This is a genomic window from Duganella sp. Root198D2, from assembly GCF_001428585.1.
Taxonomy (GTDB): domain Bacteria; phylum Pseudomonadota; class Gammaproteobacteria; order Burkholderiales; family Burkholderiaceae_D; genus Rugamonas.
Genome location: NZ_LMIC01000002.1, coordinates 149,038 through 167,044, shown reverse-complemented (window position 1 = coordinate 167,044; position 18,007 = coordinate 149,038). Strand labels below are relative to the sequence as shown.

17 protein-coding genes are annotated in these 18,007 nt (G+C 62.6%); 8 read left to right on the top strand and 9 right to left on the bottom strand.

Annotated features, from left to right (window positions below):
- Positions 1–22: 22 nt before the first annotated feature.
- Positions 23–1,633: a hypothetical protein gene (locus tag ASE26_RS03645; RefSeq protein WP_156409862.1), complete on the top strand. Its 1,611-nt coding sequence runs from the start codon at positions 23–25 to the stop codon at positions 1,631–1,633.
- 8 nt (positions 1,634–1,641) lie between these two features.
- Here the strand turns inward: ASE26_RS03645 and ASE26_RS03640 are convergent, their stop codons facing one another.
- Positions 1,642–2,295: a DUF6445 family protein gene (locus ASE26_RS03640; protein ID WP_057245618.1), complete on the bottom strand. Its 654-nt coding sequence runs from the start codon at positions 2,293–2,295 to the stop codon at positions 1,642–1,644.
- Between the two features lie 90 nt (positions 2,296–2,385).
- Positions 2,386–3,168 (bottom strand): EAL domain-containing protein, encoded by a 783-nt coding sequence (locus ASE26_RS03635; protein ID WP_057245617.1) that lies wholly within the window; start codon positions 3,166–3,168, stop codon positions 2,386–2,388.
- A 116-nt stretch (positions 3,169–3,284) separates the two neighbouring features.
- Between ASE26_RS03635 and ASE26_RS03630 the strand changes: the two genes are divergently transcribed.
- Positions 3,285–4,061, top strand: a complete 777-nt coding sequence (locus ASE26_RS03630; protein ID WP_057245616.1) for a pseudouridine synthase — start codon at positions 3,285–3,287, stop codon at positions 4,059–4,061.
- Here ASE26_RS03630 and ASE26_RS03625 read toward each other — a convergent pair.
- Entirely contained in the window at positions 3,987–4,883 is an 897-nt protein-coding gene (locus ASE26_RS03625; RefSeq protein ID WP_055936480.1) for a 5'-nucleotidase, read from the bottom strand. The genes ASE26_RS03630 and ASE26_RS03625 overlap by 75 nt on opposite strands.
- A gap of 121 nt (positions 4,884–5,004) precedes the next feature.
- Between ASE26_RS03625 and ASE26_RS03620 the strand changes: the two genes are divergently transcribed.
- Both ASE26_RS03620 and ASE26_RS03615 read left to right on the top strand, forming a co-directional pair.
- Positions 5,005–5,232 (top strand): hypothetical protein, encoded by a 228-nt coding sequence (locus tag ASE26_RS03620; RefSeq protein WP_156398173.1) that lies wholly within the window; start codon positions 5,005–5,007, stop codon positions 5,230–5,232.
- A 39-nt stretch (positions 5,233–5,271) separates the two neighbouring features.
- The gene (locus tag ASE26_RS03615; RefSeq protein ID WP_057245615.1) at positions 5,272–6,285 is read left to right on the top strand and encodes a YafY family protein; all 1,014 of its coding nucleotides are present in this window, start codon (positions 5,272–5,274) and stop codon (positions 6,283–6,285) included.
- On the opposite strand, the gene ASE26_RS03610 is transcribed toward ASE26_RS03615, so the two are convergent.
- Positions 6,280–6,600 (bottom strand): hypothetical protein, encoded by a 321-nt coding sequence (locus tag ASE26_RS03610; RefSeq protein ID WP_057245614.1) that lies wholly within the window; start codon positions 6,598–6,600, stop codon positions 6,280–6,282. The genes ASE26_RS03615 and ASE26_RS03610 overlap by 6 nt on opposite strands.
- A gap of 145 nt (positions 6,601–6,745) precedes the next feature.
- Here ASE26_RS03610 and ASE26_RS03605 point away from each other — a divergent pair, with 145 nt between their 5' ends.
- From ASE26_RS03605 to ASE26_RS03590, 4 genes are read left to right on the top strand one after another with little or no spacing between them, the layout of a single operon-like run.
- Positions 6,746–8,068, top strand: coding sequence for a BNR repeat-containing protein (locus ASE26_RS03605; protein ID WP_055936492.1), 1,323 nt, complete (start codon positions 6,746–6,748; stop codon positions 8,066–8,068).
- 29 nt (positions 8,069–8,097) lie between these two features.
- On the top strand, positions 8,098–10,932 hold the full coding sequence (locus ASE26_RS03600) for a TonB-dependent receptor (protein WP_057245613.1): 2,835 nt from the start codon (positions 8,098–8,100) through the stop codon (positions 10,930–10,932).
- Positions 10,933–10,946: 14 nt separating this feature from the next.
- The gene (locus tag ASE26_RS03595; RefSeq protein WP_057245612.1) at positions 10,947–12,080 is read left to right on the top strand and encodes a glycoside hydrolase family 88 protein; all 1,134 of its coding nucleotides are present in this window, start codon (positions 10,947–10,949) and stop codon (positions 12,078–12,080) included.
- Positions 12,081–12,091: 11 nt separating this feature from the next.
- Positions 12,092–13,351, top strand: coding sequence for a DUF2264 domain-containing protein (locus ASE26_RS03590; protein ID WP_057245611.1), 1,260 nt, complete (start codon positions 12,092–12,094; stop codon positions 13,349–13,351).
- Between the two features lie 9 nt (positions 13,352–13,360).
- Here ASE26_RS03590 and ASE26_RS03585 read toward each other — a convergent pair whose 3' ends face one another.
- Genes ASE26_RS03585 through dgoD form a run of 5 tightly spaced genes read right to left on the bottom strand, consistent with a single transcriptional unit; the run spans position 13,361 to position 17,935 of the window.
- The gene (locus ASE26_RS03585) at positions 13,361–14,308 is read right to left on the bottom strand and encodes a LysR substrate-binding domain-containing protein (RefSeq protein WP_055936504.1); all 948 of its coding nucleotides are present in this window, start codon (positions 14,306–14,308) and stop codon (positions 13,361–13,363) included.
- A 32-nt stretch (positions 14,309–14,340) separates the two neighbouring features.
- Positions 14,341–15,210: an SMP-30/gluconolactonase/LRE family protein gene (locus ASE26_RS03580; RefSeq protein ID WP_055936507.1), complete on the bottom strand. Its 870-nt coding sequence runs from the start codon at positions 15,208–15,210 to the stop codon at positions 14,341–14,343.
- A complete protein-coding gene (locus tag ASE26_RS03575; RefSeq protein ID WP_055936509.1) occupies positions 15,188–15,841 on the bottom strand; it encodes a 2-dehydro-3-deoxy-6-phosphogalactonate aldolase in 654 nt (217 codons plus the stop codon). Before ASE26_RS03575 ends, ASE26_RS03580 begins: the two co-directional genes overlap by 23 nt.
- 1 nt (position 15,842) lies before the next feature.
- Positions 15,843–16,793 (bottom strand): 2-dehydro-3-deoxygalactonokinase, encoded by a 951-nt coding sequence (locus ASE26_RS03570; protein WP_055936512.1) that lies wholly within the window; start codon positions 16,791–16,793, stop codon positions 15,843–15,845.
- Positions 16,787–17,935 carry a galactonate dehydratase gene (gene dgoD, locus ASE26_RS03565; protein ID WP_055936515.1) on the bottom strand — a complete coding sequence of 383 codons (1,149 nt, stop codon included), beginning with the start codon at positions 17,933–17,935 and terminating at the stop codon, positions 16,787–16,789. The genes ASE26_RS03570 and dgoD overlap by 7 nt, the downstream gene beginning before the upstream one ends.
- Positions 17,936–18,007: the final 72 nt, after the last annotated feature.

Here is an 18,007-nt window from a genome sequence, read left to right as displayed (position 1 = left end):
TGGCGGCAATGATCATAAGACTATGTTGCTTATTTTGCAAGTAACACCGGATCGCAATCCACGAGAATTTTCTTTGTGGCAATATATCGTTTTTAGCAATCCGATTACCGTCATGCGAAATTTTGGAAATACAGTCCTGTTCTGCGCCGCTCTTTTGGGCGCAACGGCGTCTTATGCCGCTCCCAGATTCAAAACTGAGGCTTCACAATTAAGCGCTCAGAAAAGGGAACTGCTTTCCGAGACAATGAAAGTGCTGGACGACTGGAGCGGTGAGAACGAGAAGCTGGTTGCCGCAGGTGTGATGATCGACAGTTTGATCAAATCCGATCCGGACTTCCTGCCGATCTATATCGAGAAAGCCCGCCTGGCCATCATGCGCGGGGCGACCGGCACCAATGATTTCAAGAAGGCCAATCGCGACGCGCTGGCAATCATTGCCGAGGTGCAGAAGAAAGACCCGTCTTACCCCAAGTCCTACGTGCTGGCTGGCCATGCCTTCTTGAATGTTGAAGATTTTGAGAGTGCGAGAAAATCGCTTGAGCGTGCCGAACGTATCGGAACTTCGGACCCTTGGCTCTACAATAATTTCGCCGATTTGTACGGCCGCATGAGGCAATACGACAAGGCGCTCGCCTATGCAAAAAAGGCCTTGATCCAATCGAAAGATAACGGCAAGGCCCTGGTGTCGGCTATTGCCTTCATCAGTGATTTTTCGGGATTCACCGGCCATCCGGTGCGTAGTACCGATATTTCGCAGCTGCTGTTTGATTCGTTCAAGGATCCTGAGCAGCGCATGCGCATCGCTGTCAGGCTGACGGGCGCCTACCACGGGACGCCGGAAGTCCTGGACCATGCGTATGAGATTATTGAACGGCAGCGGAAAGAAACGCCGGGGCTGGAATCCGCGGATCTTGCATTGGCAGAGTGGTTTCTGGCAAAGGGCTACTGGAAGACCCAGAACATGATCGGGATTTATGATCCGAAGCTCAGTGCTGCGGCCGACAAGATCCTGGATGCCGTCAAGCCGTCCCAATCCGCCAATGGCCGGATCTTTACCGGAAAATTTGCTATCGCCCTTGGTAACGGTGACATCGGCAAAGCCAGTGAATTGCTGAAGGCCGGCGAGGCGGGCGATGTGCCGCGAAGCCGTGTAATGGCGGGCAAGTCATTAATGATGTGGCTGAAGTCGGATTACGCCGAAGTGATCAAGATTGAAGAGGGCCTGGCAGACAGTGAACCGGACTTCGCGAATGAATCCCTGCTGGTCGCCGCCTATTCCCGCCTCGGCCGTAAAGACATGCAGGCGGCTTATTACAAGCGGCAACTGGAGCGAAATCCCAGCGCGTGGACCCTTGGGAACTATTCGCATTTCCTGCTGTTTTTCATGCATGATATAGACGGTGCGATTGTCTACGGCGAAAAGGCCTTGAAGGAAATGAAGTACCCGATGGCGTCGAACACTACATCGCTCGCCTATCTCATGAAAGCGTCGACACTGAAACGTGCAGGGAATGCGGCGGCCGCCAGGAAACATGTGGACCAGGCGAAAGCCATCGGCTTTGACGAAGGCTATGTCTTCCAGTATTGCGACACTTATTGCGCCGATATCCAGAGTTTGTTGACCCGGCCTTAGCCCGCACCTCAGGCCATCCAGAAGAAAACAGCCGTTAGGCGTTTATCCAGATGGTCGAAGCCGAAATACCCGGTCGCTGAATGCACCAGGTTCGCCTTGTACAGCAGGATGCGGTTGAAGCGATTCTCAACCCGCACGTCTTCCTGCCAGGCGTCGGGCGGCAGGCCCTTCACCTTCAGCGCTTCGCGCAGGTTGGCGTGCGGCGGCATGCACAGGTTGCCGCCCAGCGTGCCGTTTGGCTGGCGCTGGCGGTAGAACGAGGTGCCGCAATCCGGATCGGGATCAGGCGTGAGGTAGATCACGCAGGCGTAGCGGCATAGCTTGGTCGAATCGGTGTGCGGACGTGCGCCGGAATCCGGCATGCCTACCAGCTGGGCGTAGTTGTGATTGAGCGATGTGCCCTGGGGCGTCGCTTCCTGCCACAGGCGCTTGGCGCCGGTCATCTTCTTCACCCACGTTTCCACGAATTCGATCTCGGGTGGCGTGAGTGCGTTCGGCGTGCGCTTGCCGGGCCAGGGTTCGTTGGCGTAGGGGGCGCCGAGTTCCCAGTAGTCCTGGTTGTAGCAGCGCTGTGAGATTTCCTGGGCATTGGGCAGGAAGTCGTCCTGCACCCAATAGTCACGGCCTAATTGGGGTTTGCGGTAGGGGATGATCGGCAGCATGGCGTAGAGCGTAGCAAGAAAACAGCGATTTAACGGATTCTTAACGCCCCCGCTGTGTTCAGATTGATACGTTACGGGACGATGCCGGCATCAGGCCGCCAGGCGGTCGCCTGCGCGCCTGGCGTTGTCCTGCACCAGCACCCGGGCGCCGCTACGTGCGGCGGCTTCGCGCAGGGCAGGAGTATCGTCCTTGACCAGGATTTCCACGTTCAAGGCGGCGGCCCGCGCCAGGACGTGCGTCAATTCGGCGGTGCCGGTGCCGTGCAGGCTGGCGATGCGCACCGCATCCACACGGGCGTGGCCGAACACGGAGGGCAGCTGGGCCGCGGTGGCCACTTTCACCGAAATGCGGAAGCCGTTGCGTCGATAGTTGTCGGCCACGTAGTTCAGCATCCAGTTCTGGCGCGCGTTCACGGCCGGCAATTGCAGTACGATCTGTCCGAGCGGAAGCCCGAGCGAGTCGAGGATGCGCCGGAATGCCATGCCATGGTTGCTGCTGACGGCGCTGAGCAGGCGGTCGTGAACGTTCAGGTGAAGGGGGCGCGTGCCCGGCTCTTCGCCGCGGAAGAAGTTGATGGCGTGCAGCGTGCGGCACAGGCGGTCCAGCGCTACGGATTCGTCGTCGCTGGCGGCGCCATCGAGGTAGGTCCAGACGGGCAGGCCGCAGTCCTCTTCCGTCACGCCGCGCACACGGCCGGCATAAGCGGTGACTGTGCCGCTGCCCAGTTCCCGGATAGGCAGGAAGGTGCTACCCAGCCAGCAGTTGAAGATATGGCCCTGAACTTCACCGTCGCCGCTTAGGCGCAGGCTGCCGGAGGGAGTCCCGCCTGTCGCAAGACGCTCCAGGTAGGCATTCAAGGCTGGGTAGCTCATCGCAGGCTCCTCGGGGTAACGTGGGAGCCCAGTCTACGCCGCGGCCGCCGCACAAGTGAACGAAGGTTTCGGCATATCCAACTGCGTCTGCCGCATGTGGGAGAATACCGCCTGCAATGAAACAGAATCCCCTGACAGAAATCTACCGCGACGATTGGCTGCTGGCAGTGCACAAACCGGCCGGCCTGCTGGTGCATCGCAGCCCGATCGATCCGCATGAAACCGAATTCGCCTTGCAGTATGCGCGCGAGATGAATGGCGGCGAGTATGTGTACGCCGTGCATCGGCTGGACCGGCCCACCTCCGGCTTGCTGGTGTTCGCGCGCGACCAACAGACGGCCAGCGTGCTTGGTAAGGCGTTCATGGCCGGCGCAGTACACAAACGCTACCTCGCCATGGTGCGCGGCTGGGCGCCGGACGACGGTATCATCGACCATCCGCTGCGCGAAGAACCGGAAGACCGCCGCTGCAAGGACGAGGAAGCGCCGATTCGCGAGGCGGTGACGCGTTTCCGCCGCCTGGCGACGACCGAGATCCCGGTCGCCATTGAAGGCTACAGCAGCAGCCGTTACAGCCTGGTGGAGCTATTTCCTGAAACCGGCCGCCGCCACCAGTTGCGGCGCCATATGAAGCACATCAGCCATCCGATCATCGGAGATGCCAACCATGGGCGCGGGCGCCACAACCGCTATTTCGCGGAGCGCTTCGGCCTTGGGCGCCTGATGCTGGCGGCTGTCGGCATGTCGTTCAAACATCCGGTGACGGGCGGGCTGCTGGAGCTCAGCGCCGCACCGGAAGCCAGCTTCCTGCAGGTGCTGTCAATTTTCCCCCGCGATAGCGGCATTCGCGATGCCGTAGGGGACGTGCCCGGTTGGGACGAACTCGCGCGCTGAATCGCAATGCATGGTCTGGTCGTCGAAGAAGATATCGGCGCCAAAGGCCTTGAGGAAGGCGCCCTTCGGCATGCCGCCGAGGAATAGCGCTTCGTCGATACGGATATCCCAGGCGCGCAAAGTGCGGATCACCCGTTCGTGCGCCGGCGCCGAGCGGGCGGTGACCAGGGCGGTGCGGATCGGTGCATCGTCGGCGCCGTGCGCTGCCTGGATCGCGTGCAGCGCGCCGAGGAAATTCTTGAACGGGCCGCCAGGCATCGGGTCGCGCGCGGCTTCCCTTTCATTGCGCGCAAAGGCGTCCAGGCCAAGCTGCTTGTAGATACGTTCGGAATCGTCGGAGAACAGCACGGCATCGCCGTCGAAGGCAATGCGCAGCTGGCCGCTGTCGTCCTCGCGGTGCGAGGGCAGGATGGTGGCCGCGGCATGGCCCTGGGCCAGCGATTCGCGCACGTCGTCCGGATTGGTGGACAGGAACAGCTGCGCGCCGAAGGCTTCCACATAACGGTGGGTGCTGGCGCCGGAGCAGAAGGCGGCGCGCCTGATGTCGAGCTGGTAGTGCTCGATGGAGTTGAAAATCCGGATGCCGGTGTCGGCGCTGTTGCGCGACAAGAGCACCACTTCCACCAGCGGCGCAGTGGGCGCGTCCTGGTTCAGGGCCAGCAGCTTGCGCACCAGGTTGAAGGCAGGACCGGGCTCCAGCACCACATGTTCGTTCTCGCGCTGGTGGGCGCAGTAGGCGGCCACTCCCTGGGATTCGAAGATGGCGTGGCTTTCGTCCAGTTGGAACAGGGCCCGCGATGAAATAGCGACGACTAGCTTCATATTTCCTCCTTTTGCTTATTGTCGCAGACGCTGCGACAGCTTGTGTCGCACGGCCTGCGACATAGGCTGTCGCAGCGGCGCCCAATACTGCTGCATCGTCAGTGAGTTCAGGAGGGGCAGTTTGGGAGATGGAAAATTCACCATGGGCGAAATCGCGGGCGCCATCGATTTCGTGCGGGGGCTGAATGCCGCGCGCAGCGGCTTGCTGGCTTGCCCCGTGTCGCGCCTGCAGGTCCGGTTCCGCCTGGGCTACCGGCGCGCCTGCGAGCTGGCAGGGCGGCTGGAGGAAATGGATGTGTGGGAGATCGTGGTCACGCCGAGCGGATTGCGGGGTGCGCGGTTCAAATAATTGCTACAATGAAATTTTTGACAACCTGGCATTTATCGGATGGCTTCCAAAGATTCCATGTTCCGGCAGTGGAATATGCTGCGGCTGGTACCGCGCGCACCACTCAGCATTACGGCTGCCGAGATTACCGAGCGCCTGGCCCAGGCTGAGTATCCGATCGACAAGCGCACGGTCGAACGCGACCTGAAGGCGCTGGAATCGCTGTTCCCTTTGCTGGTCGATGAATCGGCCAAGCCATTCAAGTGGAGCTGGCGGCGCGATGGCGCGATTTTCAGCCTGCCTGGCATGTCGGTGCCGGAGGCGCTGACGCTGACGATGGTTGAGCAGCACTTGCAGCGGCAGCTTCCGCCTTCGACGCTGGACGCACTGCAGCCGCATTTTTCGGCCGCTGCCCAGACCTTGGCGGCGATCGACGACCGTGCGCAAACCAAGGCCTGGCTGGGCAAGGTGCGCAGCATTCCATCGGCGCAGCCCTTGCTGCCGGCGGAAGTGGATGAACAATCCCAGCGCACGGTCTACGATGCGCTGATGAAGGACCGCCAGCTCAGGCTGCATTACCAGAAGCGCGATGGCAGTGCGCTGACTGTCTATGACGCGGTCCATCCGCTGGCCATCGTGCAGAAGGCCGGCACGGTTTACCTGGTCTGCATGTTTTCCGACTATGCGGATGCGCGCACTATTGCGCTGCATCGCGTGAAGCAGGCGGAGATGCTTTACCTGCAGGCGCGCCGCAAGGAGGGCTTCGATATCGATGCTTTCATCGCCCAGGGACAGTTCGGCATTGCAAACGGCGGCGAGATCAGGCTGCAGGCGGTCTTCGCCCGTGCGGCCGGCGAGCACCTGGCGGAAACGCCCTTGAGTAAAGACCAGGTACTGTACAGCGAATCGGCCGATCATCTGCGCTTGATCGCCACGGTACCGCGCACCCGCGCGCTGACCTGGTGGCTGCTCGGCTTTGGTGACGGTGTCGTGGTCCATGAGCCAGCGGACCTGAGGGACGAAATCAAACAGACCGCCCAGCGTATGGCTGCGGCATACCAGGACAAGTCATGACTTGCGGTGAGGCGACTTGCCCCGCAGCCGCCGCCACAGGCCGATCAGCCATTCGATGAAGGCCGCCATCGGTTTGCGCAGGAAAGGAATGTCGTAAGACAGCAGCAGCAAGCCGACTGGCACGTCCTCCACGCCGACGATCGGCATATACGGCGCCAGTATCCCGACTGCGATCAGCGCCAGGGCCAGGGGAATCCGCACCCAGCGCGCGCGGTCGGAGCGCGCCCATTCGATGAAGCGCCTGGCCTTGCCCGGTACTTCATGTTCAAGATCGTCGACCGCACGGTCGAGCTGACGTTTTCCTTCCTTAGCCATGCGGCCATCTTACTGCGCCTCGGCCTTGCGGAGCGCCCGGCTCAAGGTATATGGTTTTGATCTAGAAACTGCGAAAGAATATATAGGTTCCGCATTTCGTTTTCCCTAGAATGGTTTCGGCTTCATTAATGATTGCAACGAGACCATGAAATCTATTGCGAGGAAATGGAGGGCAGTGGCTGCGGCGATGTGCGCCGCGCTGTGCATTCCAGCCGCGCAGGCAATCGAAGTCAAACAATCCATCATTGGTCCGGGTTGGGCCAACAATTCGGTCAACGTGACCGTCTTCCGCAAGAATTCCCTCGTAACCCATAAAAACGTGCAATACGCGGCCTATTACGATGCCGAGCGTTATGTGGTGCTTGCCAGGCGCCGCGTGGGGGCGAGCGGGTGGACCGTCCAGCGCAGCCAGTACCAGGGCAAGGCTGAAGATGCGCACAATGGCATCAGCATCATGGTCGATGGTGCGGGCTACCTGCATGCGGCGTGGGACCAGCACGACAATCCGCTGCGCTATGCCCGCAGCAGGGCGCCGGGCGGGCTGGCGCTGGGCCCGCAGCAGGCGATGGTGGGGCGCGATGAGCAGGCCGTGAGCTATCCGGAGTTCTATCGCCTGCCGGATGGCGACCTGCTATTCCTGTATCGCGACGGCGCTTCGGGGCGCGGCAACCTGGTGATGAACCGCTATCGCCGGGCCAGCGCGAAGTGGGAACGCCTGCAGGACAATCTGATCGACGGTGAAGGGCAGCGCAATGCGTACTGGCAGGCGCATGCCGACAGCCGGGGCCTGCTGCACCTGTCCTGGGTGTGGCGCGAGTCGCCGGACGTGGCGAGCAACCATGACCTGGCCTATGCCCGCTCGCGCGACGGCGGCAAGAGCTGGGAGCATGCGGACGGCATACCGTACACGCTTCCCATTACCGCGGCCAGTGCGGAGTATGCCTTGCGCATCCCGCAGCGCAGTGAATTGATCAACCAGACTTCGATGGCGGCCGATAGCAAAGGCCATCCTTATATCGCAACTTACTGGCGGGATCCGGATAGTGCGACTCCCCAGTATCGCGTGGTCTTCCATACGGGGCAGCGCTGGGAGGTACGTACCCTGCCGCTGCACAAGGCGGCGTTCAGCCTGTCGGGCGGCGGCACGAAACGCATTTCGATGGCGCGGCCGCAGCTGCTGCTGGCCGACCGGGGCGGCTTGCTGGTATTTCGCGACGAAGAGCGCGGCAGCAAGGTGTCGCTCGCGCTCATCAAGGATTTCCAGTCTTTCCAGTGGTCCGTACACGACTTGTCCGAAGCTTCGGTCGGGGAATGGGAGCCGACCTTCGACAGCGAGTTGTGGAAGTCGCACCGCATCCTGAGCCTGTTTGTTCAGACTGTGGCGCAAGTGGACGGGGAGGGCGTTGCGCAACGGCCGGCAGAACCGGTACGAGTGCTGGACTGGGAGGTGTCAAAGCTGTTTCGTTAAATAAGAAGTTAATACGGGAGACATACAAAATGAAGAAGAAAGTAATGGCAACGCTGGTGCCTTTGGCATTGGCGGCGGCATATGGTCCAGGGGCCATGGCGCAGGAGGCAGCGCAAGCGCCGAACGTGGGTGCAGAGAATACCGTGGTGGTAACGGGCTTTCGTTCCAGCTTGCAGAAGGCCTTGAACCTGAAAGCCCAGGCAATCGGCGTGCGCGATTCCATCGTGGCGGAGGATATCGGCAAGTTCCCCGAGTCGAACGTGGCCGAATCGCTGCAGCGTGTGCCGGGCATTATCCTGAACCGCGATGAGAGCTCGGCCGAGGGCCAGCGCATTTCGATTCGCGGCTTGCCGACCGAGTATTCCGTCACCACCCTGAACGGGGCACCGGTGAATACCACCAGTACTGGTTCCATCGGCAACGCGGCGCGTGGCTTCAACTACGATGTGTTTGCGTCCGAGCTCTTTGGCCGCGTGGACTTCTTCAAATCGCCGCTGTCCGAACTGCCGGAAGGCGGCATGGGCGGCGTGGTGGACTTGCAGTCGCCGCGCCCGTTCGACAATCCCAAAGGTGCCGTGCGCTACGCGGTAACTGCGGCGTACAACACCATGTCCGAAAAGACCGACCCCGCAGCCTTCGGCCTGTTCTCCAAGACCTGGGGCAACTGGGGCTTCCTGATTGGCGGTGCGCATTCAAAGGCCATGAACAACCGCTCCGGCTTCGAGGCGACCGGCGGCTACAACAGCTCGGCGCGCGGCAGCAAGTCGCCAGTGCAGGGCAACTTCGCGATGCAGCTCGATTACGACGATCCGCGCGCCAACCTGTCCGGCTACACGCGCGAGCAGGTGGATAACGCGCTGCTGCCGCGCATTTACCGTTTCTATGGTTCGTCCAATGACCGCAGCCGCGACGGGCTGGTTTCGTCGCTGCAGTACAAGGACAGCACGCTGAATGTCAGCCTGGATACCATGTACTCCAAGCTGAAGAATTCGCGCGACGAACTGTATTACGGCATCCTGATCCGCAACAGCAAAACGACCAACCCGAGCGCGCCGCCGGGTACCGCTGGTCACAACGGGCTGGTGCCGATCGATGTTCGCATTGACCCCGGTTCGAACCTGTTGACCGGCACTTTCGGCAATACTTCGTACAGCAGCGGCGTTACCTACAGCGAGGACGAAACGAAGTTCAGCTATGCGTCGCTGAACGCCAACTGGAAAGCCAATGACCGGCTGGCGCTGACTGCGCAACTGAGCGCCAACAGCAGCAAGGCGCAAAGCTACCAGGACATCCTGTCGGGCCAGATCTTCGGCGTCACCTCCACCATCGACTACGGCAGCGACCATGTCTATCCGTCGCTGTCTTCCACCAGCGACTACCTGAATCCGGCCAACTACTCCGGCTTCGGTATCGGCACCGGCCTGACGCGAGAAACCGACCGCGGACGCCAGGGCCGCGTGATTGCCGACTGGGACTACAACTTGTGGGGCGACTGGACCGGCCACCTGAAAACGGGCCTGGTCTATGTCGAAACCGAGAAGGGCGTCCACAAACGCAACGCCACTTCGGACATGACGACCAAGTTGAATAGCATGGGCAACGCCGGCATGCGCCAGGGCATGGTATTCGACCTGCCGATCAGTAAGCTGGATATGGGCGCCGGCTGGCCGCATCAATTCGGCACTTTCACGCGCGGCTACACCTACTCGACCTTCGACCCGCTGGCCTACAACACCGAAGCGACCTTCACCCCGGCCCAAAGTTTCACCGCGACCGAGAAGGTGGCTTCGGGCTTCGTGCAGTCCGACTTCAAGGGCGAAGTGCTGGGCCATGGGCTGCGCTTGAATGCCGGCGTGCGCTATTCCCGCACCGACCTGGATATCGATAACTTCAAGAAGACTGGCGCGGGCGGTACCTACCAGCCTAACCGGGAGAGCGGCTCCTACAGCAACGTGCTGCCCGCCGTCAGCGCTGCGCTGGATGTGACTGAAGACCTGATGTGGCGTGCCTCTTTCGGCAAGACCATTTCGCGTGCATCGCTGTCGATTATCGCCGCGCAAACCGTGGTGCCGAACCCGTTCGACAACTCGGCTACGGCGGGCAACCCGAACCTGCGCCCGCAGCAGTCGAAGAATATGGACACCAGCCTGGAATGGTATTTCCGCAAGGGGAGCCTGCTGTCGGCGGCATATTTCCGCAAGGTGCTGACCGATGCCACGGTGTCCAGCACGGCCCAGACCACGTTCGGTGCATTGGGCCTGCCCGATACCGCAATGGGTGCGATTTTCTATGGTCCGGATGGGCGGGTGGACCCGAACCTGCCGATGACGCTGCGCACTTACAGCAACGCCGGCCGCCAGGTGCTGAAGGGCTACGAGCTGTCGTACCAGCAGGATTTCGACTTCCTGCCTGCGCCATACAAGGGCTTTGGCATGCTGGCCAGCTATACCCACATCGATCCGTTCAACAGCCAAAAGTGGATCACCAATGCTGGCCGGGAGATCGAGGTCAATTCGGTGCCGAAGTATGCCTACAGCACCACCGCATATTACGAAAATGGGCCGCTGGCAATTCGCTTCTCGTACAACTACAAGGGACGCAGCCTGCACGGCGACAATCCGAAGAACAACGGCGATGACCTGATCCGCTGGCGCGCGGCACGCGGCTACCTGGACGGGAATATCAGCTACAAGATCAACGACAGCCTGGAGCTGCGGCTGGATGCGCTGAACCTGTCGAACACACTGTCGTATGACTATTTCGAGGATGCCACCGGCCAGTACGGCAGCGGCAGGAAGACACGCATGGATTATGCGAAGTACGACGGCCGGACCATCAAGATCGGCCTGCGCGGCAAGCTGTGACAGGATCCGAAAACATGAAGCTCATACTGATTGTCCTGCTGGCCGCGCTGGGCGGCTGCGCCTCAACGCAGCAGCAGCAGCAGCCGGCGCCGCCGCGACAGGAAGTCGTCGCCGTCATCGACAAGGTCAACACCTACTGGCAAGCCAACACGCCGGCCAGGGAATGGTCATTCTGGAATGTGGCGGCATACCATACCGGCAATATGGAGGCCTACCGCATCACCGGCAACCAGGCCTATCTGAAGTACTCGCTGGACTGGGCGCAGCATAACCAGTGGCAGGGCGCGAAATCGCCGGACAAGAGCCAGTGGAAGCTGGCCTATGGCGAGACCGACGATCATGTGCTGTTCGGCGACTGGCAGATCTGCTTCCAGACGTACGCGGATCTCTACCAGCTCGAAAAGGACCCAGCCCGCATCGCCCGCGCCCGCGAGGTGATGGAATACCAGATGTCCACCGCGCGCAACGATTACTGGTGGTGGGCGGATGGCCTGTACATGGTGATGCCGGTGATGACAAAGTTGTACAACATCACTGGCAACCCGCAGTACCTGGAGAAGCTGCACGAGTATTTCCAGTACTCGAACAGCATCATGTACGACAAGAATGAAGAGCTGTATTACCGCGATGCTCGCTATGTGTACCCGGCGCATAAGAGCGTCAACGGCCGCAAGGACTTCTGGGCGCGCGGCGATGGCTGGGTGTTTGCCGGCTTGGCGAAAGTGCTGCACGATTTGCCGAGGGATGCGCCGCACCGCGAGGAGTATGTACGCAAGTTCCAGGGCATGGCGGCGGCGCTGAAAAAAGCGCAGCAGGAAGAGGGCTACTGGACGCGCAGCCTGCTCGATCCGCAGCATGCACCGGGGCCGGAGACAAGCGGAACGGCATTCTTCACTTACGGCTATTTGTGGGGCATCAATAATGGCTTGCTAGGCAGGGGCGAGTACGCGCCGGTGGCGCTTAAAGGCTGGGGCTACCTGACGCGCACCGCGCTGCAGCCGGACGGAAAAATCGGCTATGTGCAGCCGATCGGCGAACGCGCCATAGCGGGGCAGGTCGTGGACAGGAATTCCACTTCGCACTTCGGCGTCGGGGCCTACCTGCTGGCCGCAGCCGAAATGGTGCGCTACATCGACAAGAATAAATAAGGAGCGGCAGGATGGAACGAAGGAACTTCATGCGCGGCATGCTGGCGGGCGGTGCCGCGGCGGCCGCGCCGGCCGTGTCGCTGGCGACCGGTGCGGCTGCGGCGACCACTGGCGGCGACCGCGCCTACATGGTCGCCTTGCTGCAGAAGATGGCAGATCCGGTGCTGGCCAACATGGCGAAGGGAGAACTGAAAAAGAAATTCGCACTGGAACTGAGTCCCACATGGGATGGCCGTGATCCCGGCGTCGCGTATCTTGAGTGCTTTGGCCGCCTGATCGCCGGCCTGGCGCCGTGGCTCGCGCTGCCCGACGAGGACAGCGCAGAAGGCCGTACCCGCAGGCGCCTGCGCGAACAGGCGCTGCAAAGCTATACCAACTCCGTCGATCCGAAATCGCCGGACTACTTGTTGTGGAAAGGTCCAGGCCAGACGCTGGTGGACTCCGCCTATTTCACCAATGCCCTGATGCGCGCGCCCAAAGCGCTGTGGGAGCCCTTGGATGCCGCCACCAAACAGCGCATCATCGAAGAGGTCAAGAGCCTGCGCCGCATCGAGCCGCCATACATCAACTGGATGCTGTTCGCGGCCATGAATGAGGCTTTCCTGCTCTCGATCGGCGAGCAGTACGACCCGATGCGCATGAACGTGGCGATCCGCAAAGTCAACGAATGGTATGTGGGCGACGGTTGGATCAAGGACGGCGAGGCCTTCCATTTCGACTACTACAACTCCTTCGTGATGTACCCGATGCTGGTGGAGATTCTTGAAGTGCTGGCCAAGGCAAATGGCCCGTTCTGGAACGGCAAGCCCGCCGACCTGCTGGCGCAGGCGCAAAAACGCATGCAACGCTATGGCGAGCACCTGGAGCGCTTTATCTCGCCGCAGGGCACCTTCCCGCCGATCGGGCGTTCGCTGACTTACCGCACCGCGGCCTTCCAGCCGTTGGCGCTGCTGGCCTGGCGCAAGCAGTTGCCGGCCAGCCTGCCCGAAGGACAGGTGCGTGCGGCGCTGGCGAGCGTACATAAGGCGATCTGGTCGGAGCCGGGCAATTTCACCAAGGACGGCTACCTGACCATCGGCTTTGCAGGACACCAGCCGGAGCTGGGCGACTGGTACTCGAACAATGGCAGCATGTATATCGCTGCATCGAGCTTCCTGGCGCTGGGCCTGCCAGCCGGCGATTCCTACTGGACCTCGCCGGCGCAGGACTGGACACAGAAGAAGGCCTTCGGGGGCAAGAAATTCCCGAAGGACTACCATGTCGCTTATTGAGGGCGGGAGTCAGCGCCGGTAGCGTGCCTGCGCAGCCTCGCGCAGCGCTACCAGCATGGCTTCCGCGCCAGGCGACAGGCGGTGGCGCTTGCGGGTGACGATGCCGTACATGTCCATGCGCAGGCCCAGGTCCCAGGGCAGCACGGCCAGCAGGCCTGCATCGAGGTAAGGGCGCACGGTTTCTTCCGGCATGGCGGCGATCATGCGGCTGCCAGGCAGCAGGTTGACCACCACCGGCATGGCCAGCGTCTCCACCACTTCGGTCGGCGGCTCCAGGCCTTGCGACAGGAACATCGATGTCAGGCGGTCGCGCAGGATACTGCCGGCCGGCGGCAGCACCCAAGGCTCGCGCGCCAGGTCGGCCAGTTGCAGGTCCTTGCGGCCGACAAAAGGGTGGTCGGCTGCGGCAATCAGGCTATGCGGTTCGTCGGTGAGCGGCTCGAAATTGAATTCCGAGGCGACATTGGAGTCGAGCAGGCGCCCGATCACCAGGTCGAATTCGCCGGCGCGCATGCGTTCCACCAGGATCTTGGAGGTGTCGACGGTAATCGACACCTGCACCTTGGCGGTCCGGCTTTTCAGCAGCTTGACCGCGTCGGTGACCAGGCCGGCGGAGGGCGTCAGGACCGTACCGATGGAGACGCGGCCGGAAAGTCCCGATACCAGCTCCATCACTTCCTGGTGCGCCGCATCCATTTCGGCCAGTGCGGTGCCGGCACGCCGTATCATCACTTCGCCGTACCAGGTCGGCACCACGCCGCGCGGCAGGCGCTCGAACAATTGGACGTTCAGGGCGTGCTCTATCTCGCCCAGCAGTTTGGAGGCCGCGGGCTGGGTGAGGTTTGCCGCCTGTGCTGCATGCAGGATCGAGCGGTGCCGGCCCAATTCGACCAGAAGCACCAGGTGGCGCGTTTTCAGGTGGGACCTTACGAATCGGTCCGAGCGTGGATCTGACATGCGGACAATAATAGGGCCGCTCCCCCGCAGCGTCAATCAGCGGCGTCGTCAAACAGGGACGGGGCCAATCCCTGCACGCCGGCTATCTCCATGGTGTGCAGGCCGCCGTCAAGCGCGCCCGCCGCCAGGTGTTCCAAGTGCGCTCCGCCGAAGGCTGGCCGCGACGGCTGCGATGCCGGCAACGGTAGTTCGCGCAGCAGTGTACCGTCAGCCGCAAATTGCGCCAGGCGGCCGCGCCTTCCTTCTTCGCGCAGCGCAATCCATACGTTGGCTGCGGCATCCAGCGTGAGTCCGCCGATGCGGGCGGCGCCCAGGCTGGCGAAGCGGTTGATTCTACCCACTTCGGCGCGAGCCGGGTCGTAAGTAGTTTCCAGTAGTTCGCGGCCGTCGCCGCCGGCGAAATACAGCGTGCCGCCGTCGGGGCTGAAACCAATGCCATGCGCGGCGGCGACGGTCGGAAGCGCGAGCCGGCGCAAGCCGAAACGTTGCGAGTATTGGTAAAAGCTGCCAATGGGCGGGGAATCGGGATTCAGGTTGCCGGTGCCAAGGACGAAATTGCCGTGGCGGTCGGCGCAGCCGTCGCTGATGCGCGTGCGCGCTTCGGCCGGATCGACGGCGGCGACGGCGAGCGGCAGGCGGCGTGCCAGTTTCAGGGCGCCGGGCGGGGTGCGCTCGGCCAGGTACAGCCATTTGTCGAGGCCCAGCAACAGCTTGCCGCTGCGGCAAAATGCGAATGCTGCAAGGTGTTCCGGCAGGCGGCTGTTTTCAGGAGGCCCCTTGCCGCGCCAGGCCTTCAAGGCCGGTGTGGCGGCATCGCTCCACCACCAGCAGCCGTCATGCCAGAGCAGGGCGCCGATGCTGGCGGAGCAAAGGGCTGCTTCAGGCTGGACTTGCTGTTCCATCCTGCCTCCAGGCGGAAACGAAGCTGCGTGCGCGTTCGGCTACGGCGGCGGCATCCAGGCCAGGCTGGTACAGTGCGGAACCGAGGCCAAAACCGGTGGCGCCGGCGGCACGCCAGGTGGCCATGCTGCCAGGGGTGACGCCGCCGACCGGCAGCAGCGGCAGGGCTGGCGGCAGCACGGCGCGCATGGCACGCATGACGTTTGGCGTCACCAGTTCGGCCGGGAACAGCTTGAGCGCGTCGGCGCCGGCATGGGCGGCGGCGAAGGCTTCGGTCGGCGTGGCAGCGCCTGGTACGCAGTACATGCCGGCGGCCTTGGCGGCGCGGATCACAGCAGTGTCCGAATGCGGCATCACAATCAGTGCACCGCCGGAGTCGCGCACCTGCTGCACTGCGGTAGCAGTCAGCACCGTGCCGGCGCCCAGTACGGCGTCGTCCGGCAGGCTGCGCGCCAGGCGCGCGATGGAATCCAGCGGCTGCGGGGAGTTCAGCGGAACTTCGATCAGGCGGAAGCCGGCTTCGTACAAGGCGGCGCCGATGGCTTCCACCTCATGTGGCTGGACGCCGCGCAGGATCGCTACCAGCGGCAGCGCCCTGAAGGCGGATTCGAAAGGCGATGATGTTGCGTTCATATCAATCCTTGAGCATGCCGGCCGCGCGTGCCAGGTGGTACAGGCCGGCGGGAGCGGTGTTATCGAGCAGCAGCGGTGGCGCCGCATGGAAGCGTTGCAGGGCGAGCGCGTAACGCTGGCACAGCACCTGGCTGCCGACCAGGGCCAGCGGCGCGTTTGCCAGGCCGGCAGCAGCGCGCCACGCCAGGCCGGCGCGCAGTTCGTGGCCGACCAGCAGGCCGGAAAGGTAGTCTGCCAGCTCGCCGGCTGGGGCGCGGCCGGTGACGCCAAGCGTGCGCACTGCGAATATCTGGTGGCTCATGCCGAGGTGGCCATAGTCGCGCGCGGCGTCGACGCCCGCCGCAAACGCATGTTCGGCGAATGCGCCGCTGTCGCCCATCAGGCGGCCCAGCACGGAATGGCTGCGCAGCACGGCGAACAGTTCGCCCGTCATATGGGTCGCGAAGCGCATCAAGCGACCGTCATTCACCTGCGCCCATTTGGAATGGGTGCCGGGCAGGACGATGCAGGAAGCGTCGCGCAGCGCGGGATACAGCTGCAGGGCGCCCACCACCTGGGTTTCTTCGCCGCGCATCACGTCCGGCGGCAGGGTGCCATCGTCGTACAGTATGCCCGGCACGATGGAGATTTCGGCGCCGGGGGGGGGCAGCATGCCGGCGGCGAGTGCGGCGGCGTTGGCAGGGCATGCGGCGTAAGGCACGTCGCGCCAGCCGTGCTGGCTGCCGACCATGCCGCAGGCCAGCATCGGCAGGCGCGGATGGGCGGCCAGCCAGTCGCCGGCGATGCCGTCCAGTGCCGCGGTGAAGGCGGGCACGCCGGACAGGGTGGACGCGCCATGGCCGTTGCTGCGTTCGGCCAGCACTTTGCCGCCGGGGCCGAGCAGGAAGGCGCGCAGGCTGGTGCTGCCCCAGTCTAGACCGAGCAGGCTGGCGGTGGCGGCGTGATTCACCATTCCGCTACGCTGCCGTCAGGATGGCGCCACAGCGGATTGCTCCAGTCGGGCGCATTGCGGCTGGCTTCAAGCACGCGCTGTTCGTCGACCACCACGCCCAGGCCAGGCTTCGGCAGCGGCTTGATAAAGCCGTTCTCGATCTTGAAGTCTTCCTTGTTGACCACGTAGTCGAGCAATTCGCCGCCCTTGTTGTAGTGGATGCCCATGCTTTGCTCCTGCAGCACGGCGTTGTACGAAACGAAGTCCACGTGCAGGCAGGCCGCCAATGCCACGGGGCCAAGCGGGCAGTGCGGGGCCAGGGCGATGTCGTAGGCTTCCGCCATGCCGGCGATCTTCAGGCATTCGGAGATGCCGCCGGCGTGCGACAGGTCGGGCTGCACGATCGAGATGCCGCCGGCCTGGAATACGTTCTTGAATTCGAAACGCGAGAACATGCGTTCACCCGCTGCCAGCGGGATCGAGGTGGACTCTGCCAGGCGCGGGTAATACTCGGCCTGCTCCGCCAGGACCGGTTCTTCGACGAACAGGGGGCGGTAAGGTTCCAGTTCGCGCAGCAGCGCTTTGGCCATCGGCGCGCTGACGCGGCCATGGAAGTCGATGCCGAATTCAATCTGGTTGCCGAAGGCTTCGCGGATTTCCGCGATGCGCGCCACGGCGGCATCCACGGCGGCGGAGCTTTCGATGATGCCAAATTCCTCGGTGCCGTTCATCTTGAAGGTGTCGAAGCCGGCTTCGCGCAGGGTCTTGATGCCGGCGATGACGTCGGCCGGCCGGTCGCCGCCTACCCAGCTATAGGTTTTCATGCGGTCGCGTACCAGGCCGCCAAGCAGCTCGTACACCGGCACGCCAAGCGCCTTGCCCTTGATGTCCCACAACGCCTGGTCGATACCTGCGATCGCGCTCATCAGGATGGCACCGCCGCGATAAAAACCGCCGCGGTACATCACTTGCCACAAGTCGTTGATGCGGCGCGGGTCCTGGCCAACCAGGTATTGCGAGAATTCGTGGACCGCCGTTTCCACGGTGCGCGCCTTGCCTTCGATGACCGGTTCGCCCCAGCCGACGATGCCTTCGTCGGTTTCAATCTTGAGCAGCATCCAGCGCGGTGGGATGCGGTATGTGGTCAGTTTTGTGATCTTCATTTTTGTTCGTTAGTGAAGTGGTAAGGCAAGTCTATCGTGGCGAGCTAGTTCAGAAATATGAGAAATTTATCG

Bases quoted from the DNA above. Each gene is read 5' to 3' on its own strand.
- ASE26_RS03645 (WP_156409862.1), top strand. From the start codon at position 23: ATGTTGCTTATTTTGCAAGTAACACCGGATCGCAATCCACGAGAATTT.
- ASE26_RS03585 (WP_055936504.1), bottom strand. From the start codon at position 14,308: ATGTCAGATCCACGCTCGGACCGATTCGTAAGGTCCCACCTGAAAACG.
- ASE26_RS03605 (WP_055936492.1), top strand. From the start codon at position 6,746: ATGAAATCTATTGCGAGGAAATGGAGGGCAGTGGCTGCGGCGATGTGC.
- ASE26_RS03640 (WP_057245618.1), bottom strand. From the start codon at position 2,295: ATGCTGCCGATCATCCCCTACCGCAAACCCCAATTAGGCCGTGACTAT.
- dgoD (WP_055936515.1), bottom strand. From the start codon at position 17,935: ATGAAGATCACAAAACTGACCACATACCGCATCCCACCGCGCTGGATG.
- ASE26_RS03600 (WP_057245613.1), top strand. From the start codon at position 8,098: ATGAAGAAGAAAGTAATGGCAACGCTGGTGCCTTTGGCATTGGCGGCG.
- ASE26_RS03635 (WP_057245617.1), bottom strand. From the start codon at position 3,168: ATGAGCTACCCAGCCTTGAATGCCTACCTGGAGCGTCTTGCGACAGGC.
- ASE26_RS03615 (WP_057245615.1), top strand. From the start codon at position 5,272: ATGGCTTCCAAAGATTCCATGTTCCGGCAGTGGAATATGCTGCGGCTG.
- ASE26_RS03570 (WP_055936512.1), bottom strand. From the start codon at position 16,793: ATGGTGAATCACGCCGCCACCGCCAGCCTGCTCGGTCTAGACTGGGGC.
- ASE26_RS03610 (WP_057245614.1), bottom strand. From the start codon at position 6,600: ATGGCTAAGGAAGGAAAACGTCAGCTCGACCGTGCGGTCGACGATCTT.
- ASE26_RS03595 (WP_057245612.1), top strand. From the start codon at position 10,947: ATGAAGCTCATACTGATTGTCCTGCTGGCCGCGCTGGGCGGCTGCGCC.
- ASE26_RS03625 (WP_055936480.1), bottom strand. From the start codon at position 4,883: ATGAAGCTAGTCGTCGCTATTTCATCGCGGGCCCTGTTCCAACTGGAC.
- ASE26_RS03590 (WP_057245611.1), top strand. From the start codon at position 12,092: ATGGAACGAAGGAACTTCATGCGCGGCATGCTGGCGGGCGGTGCCGCG.
- ASE26_RS03580 (WP_055936507.1), bottom strand. From the start codon at position 15,210: ATGGAACAGCAAGTCCAGCCTGAAGCAGCCCTTTGCTCCGCCAGCATC.
- ASE26_RS03575 (WP_055936509.1), bottom strand. From the start codon at position 15,841: ATGAACGCAACATCATCGCCTTTCGAATCCGCCTTCAGGGCGCTGCCG.
- ASE26_RS03630 (WP_057245616.1), top strand. From the start codon at position 3,285: ATGAAACAGAATCCCCTGACAGAAATCTACCGCGACGATTGGCTGCTG.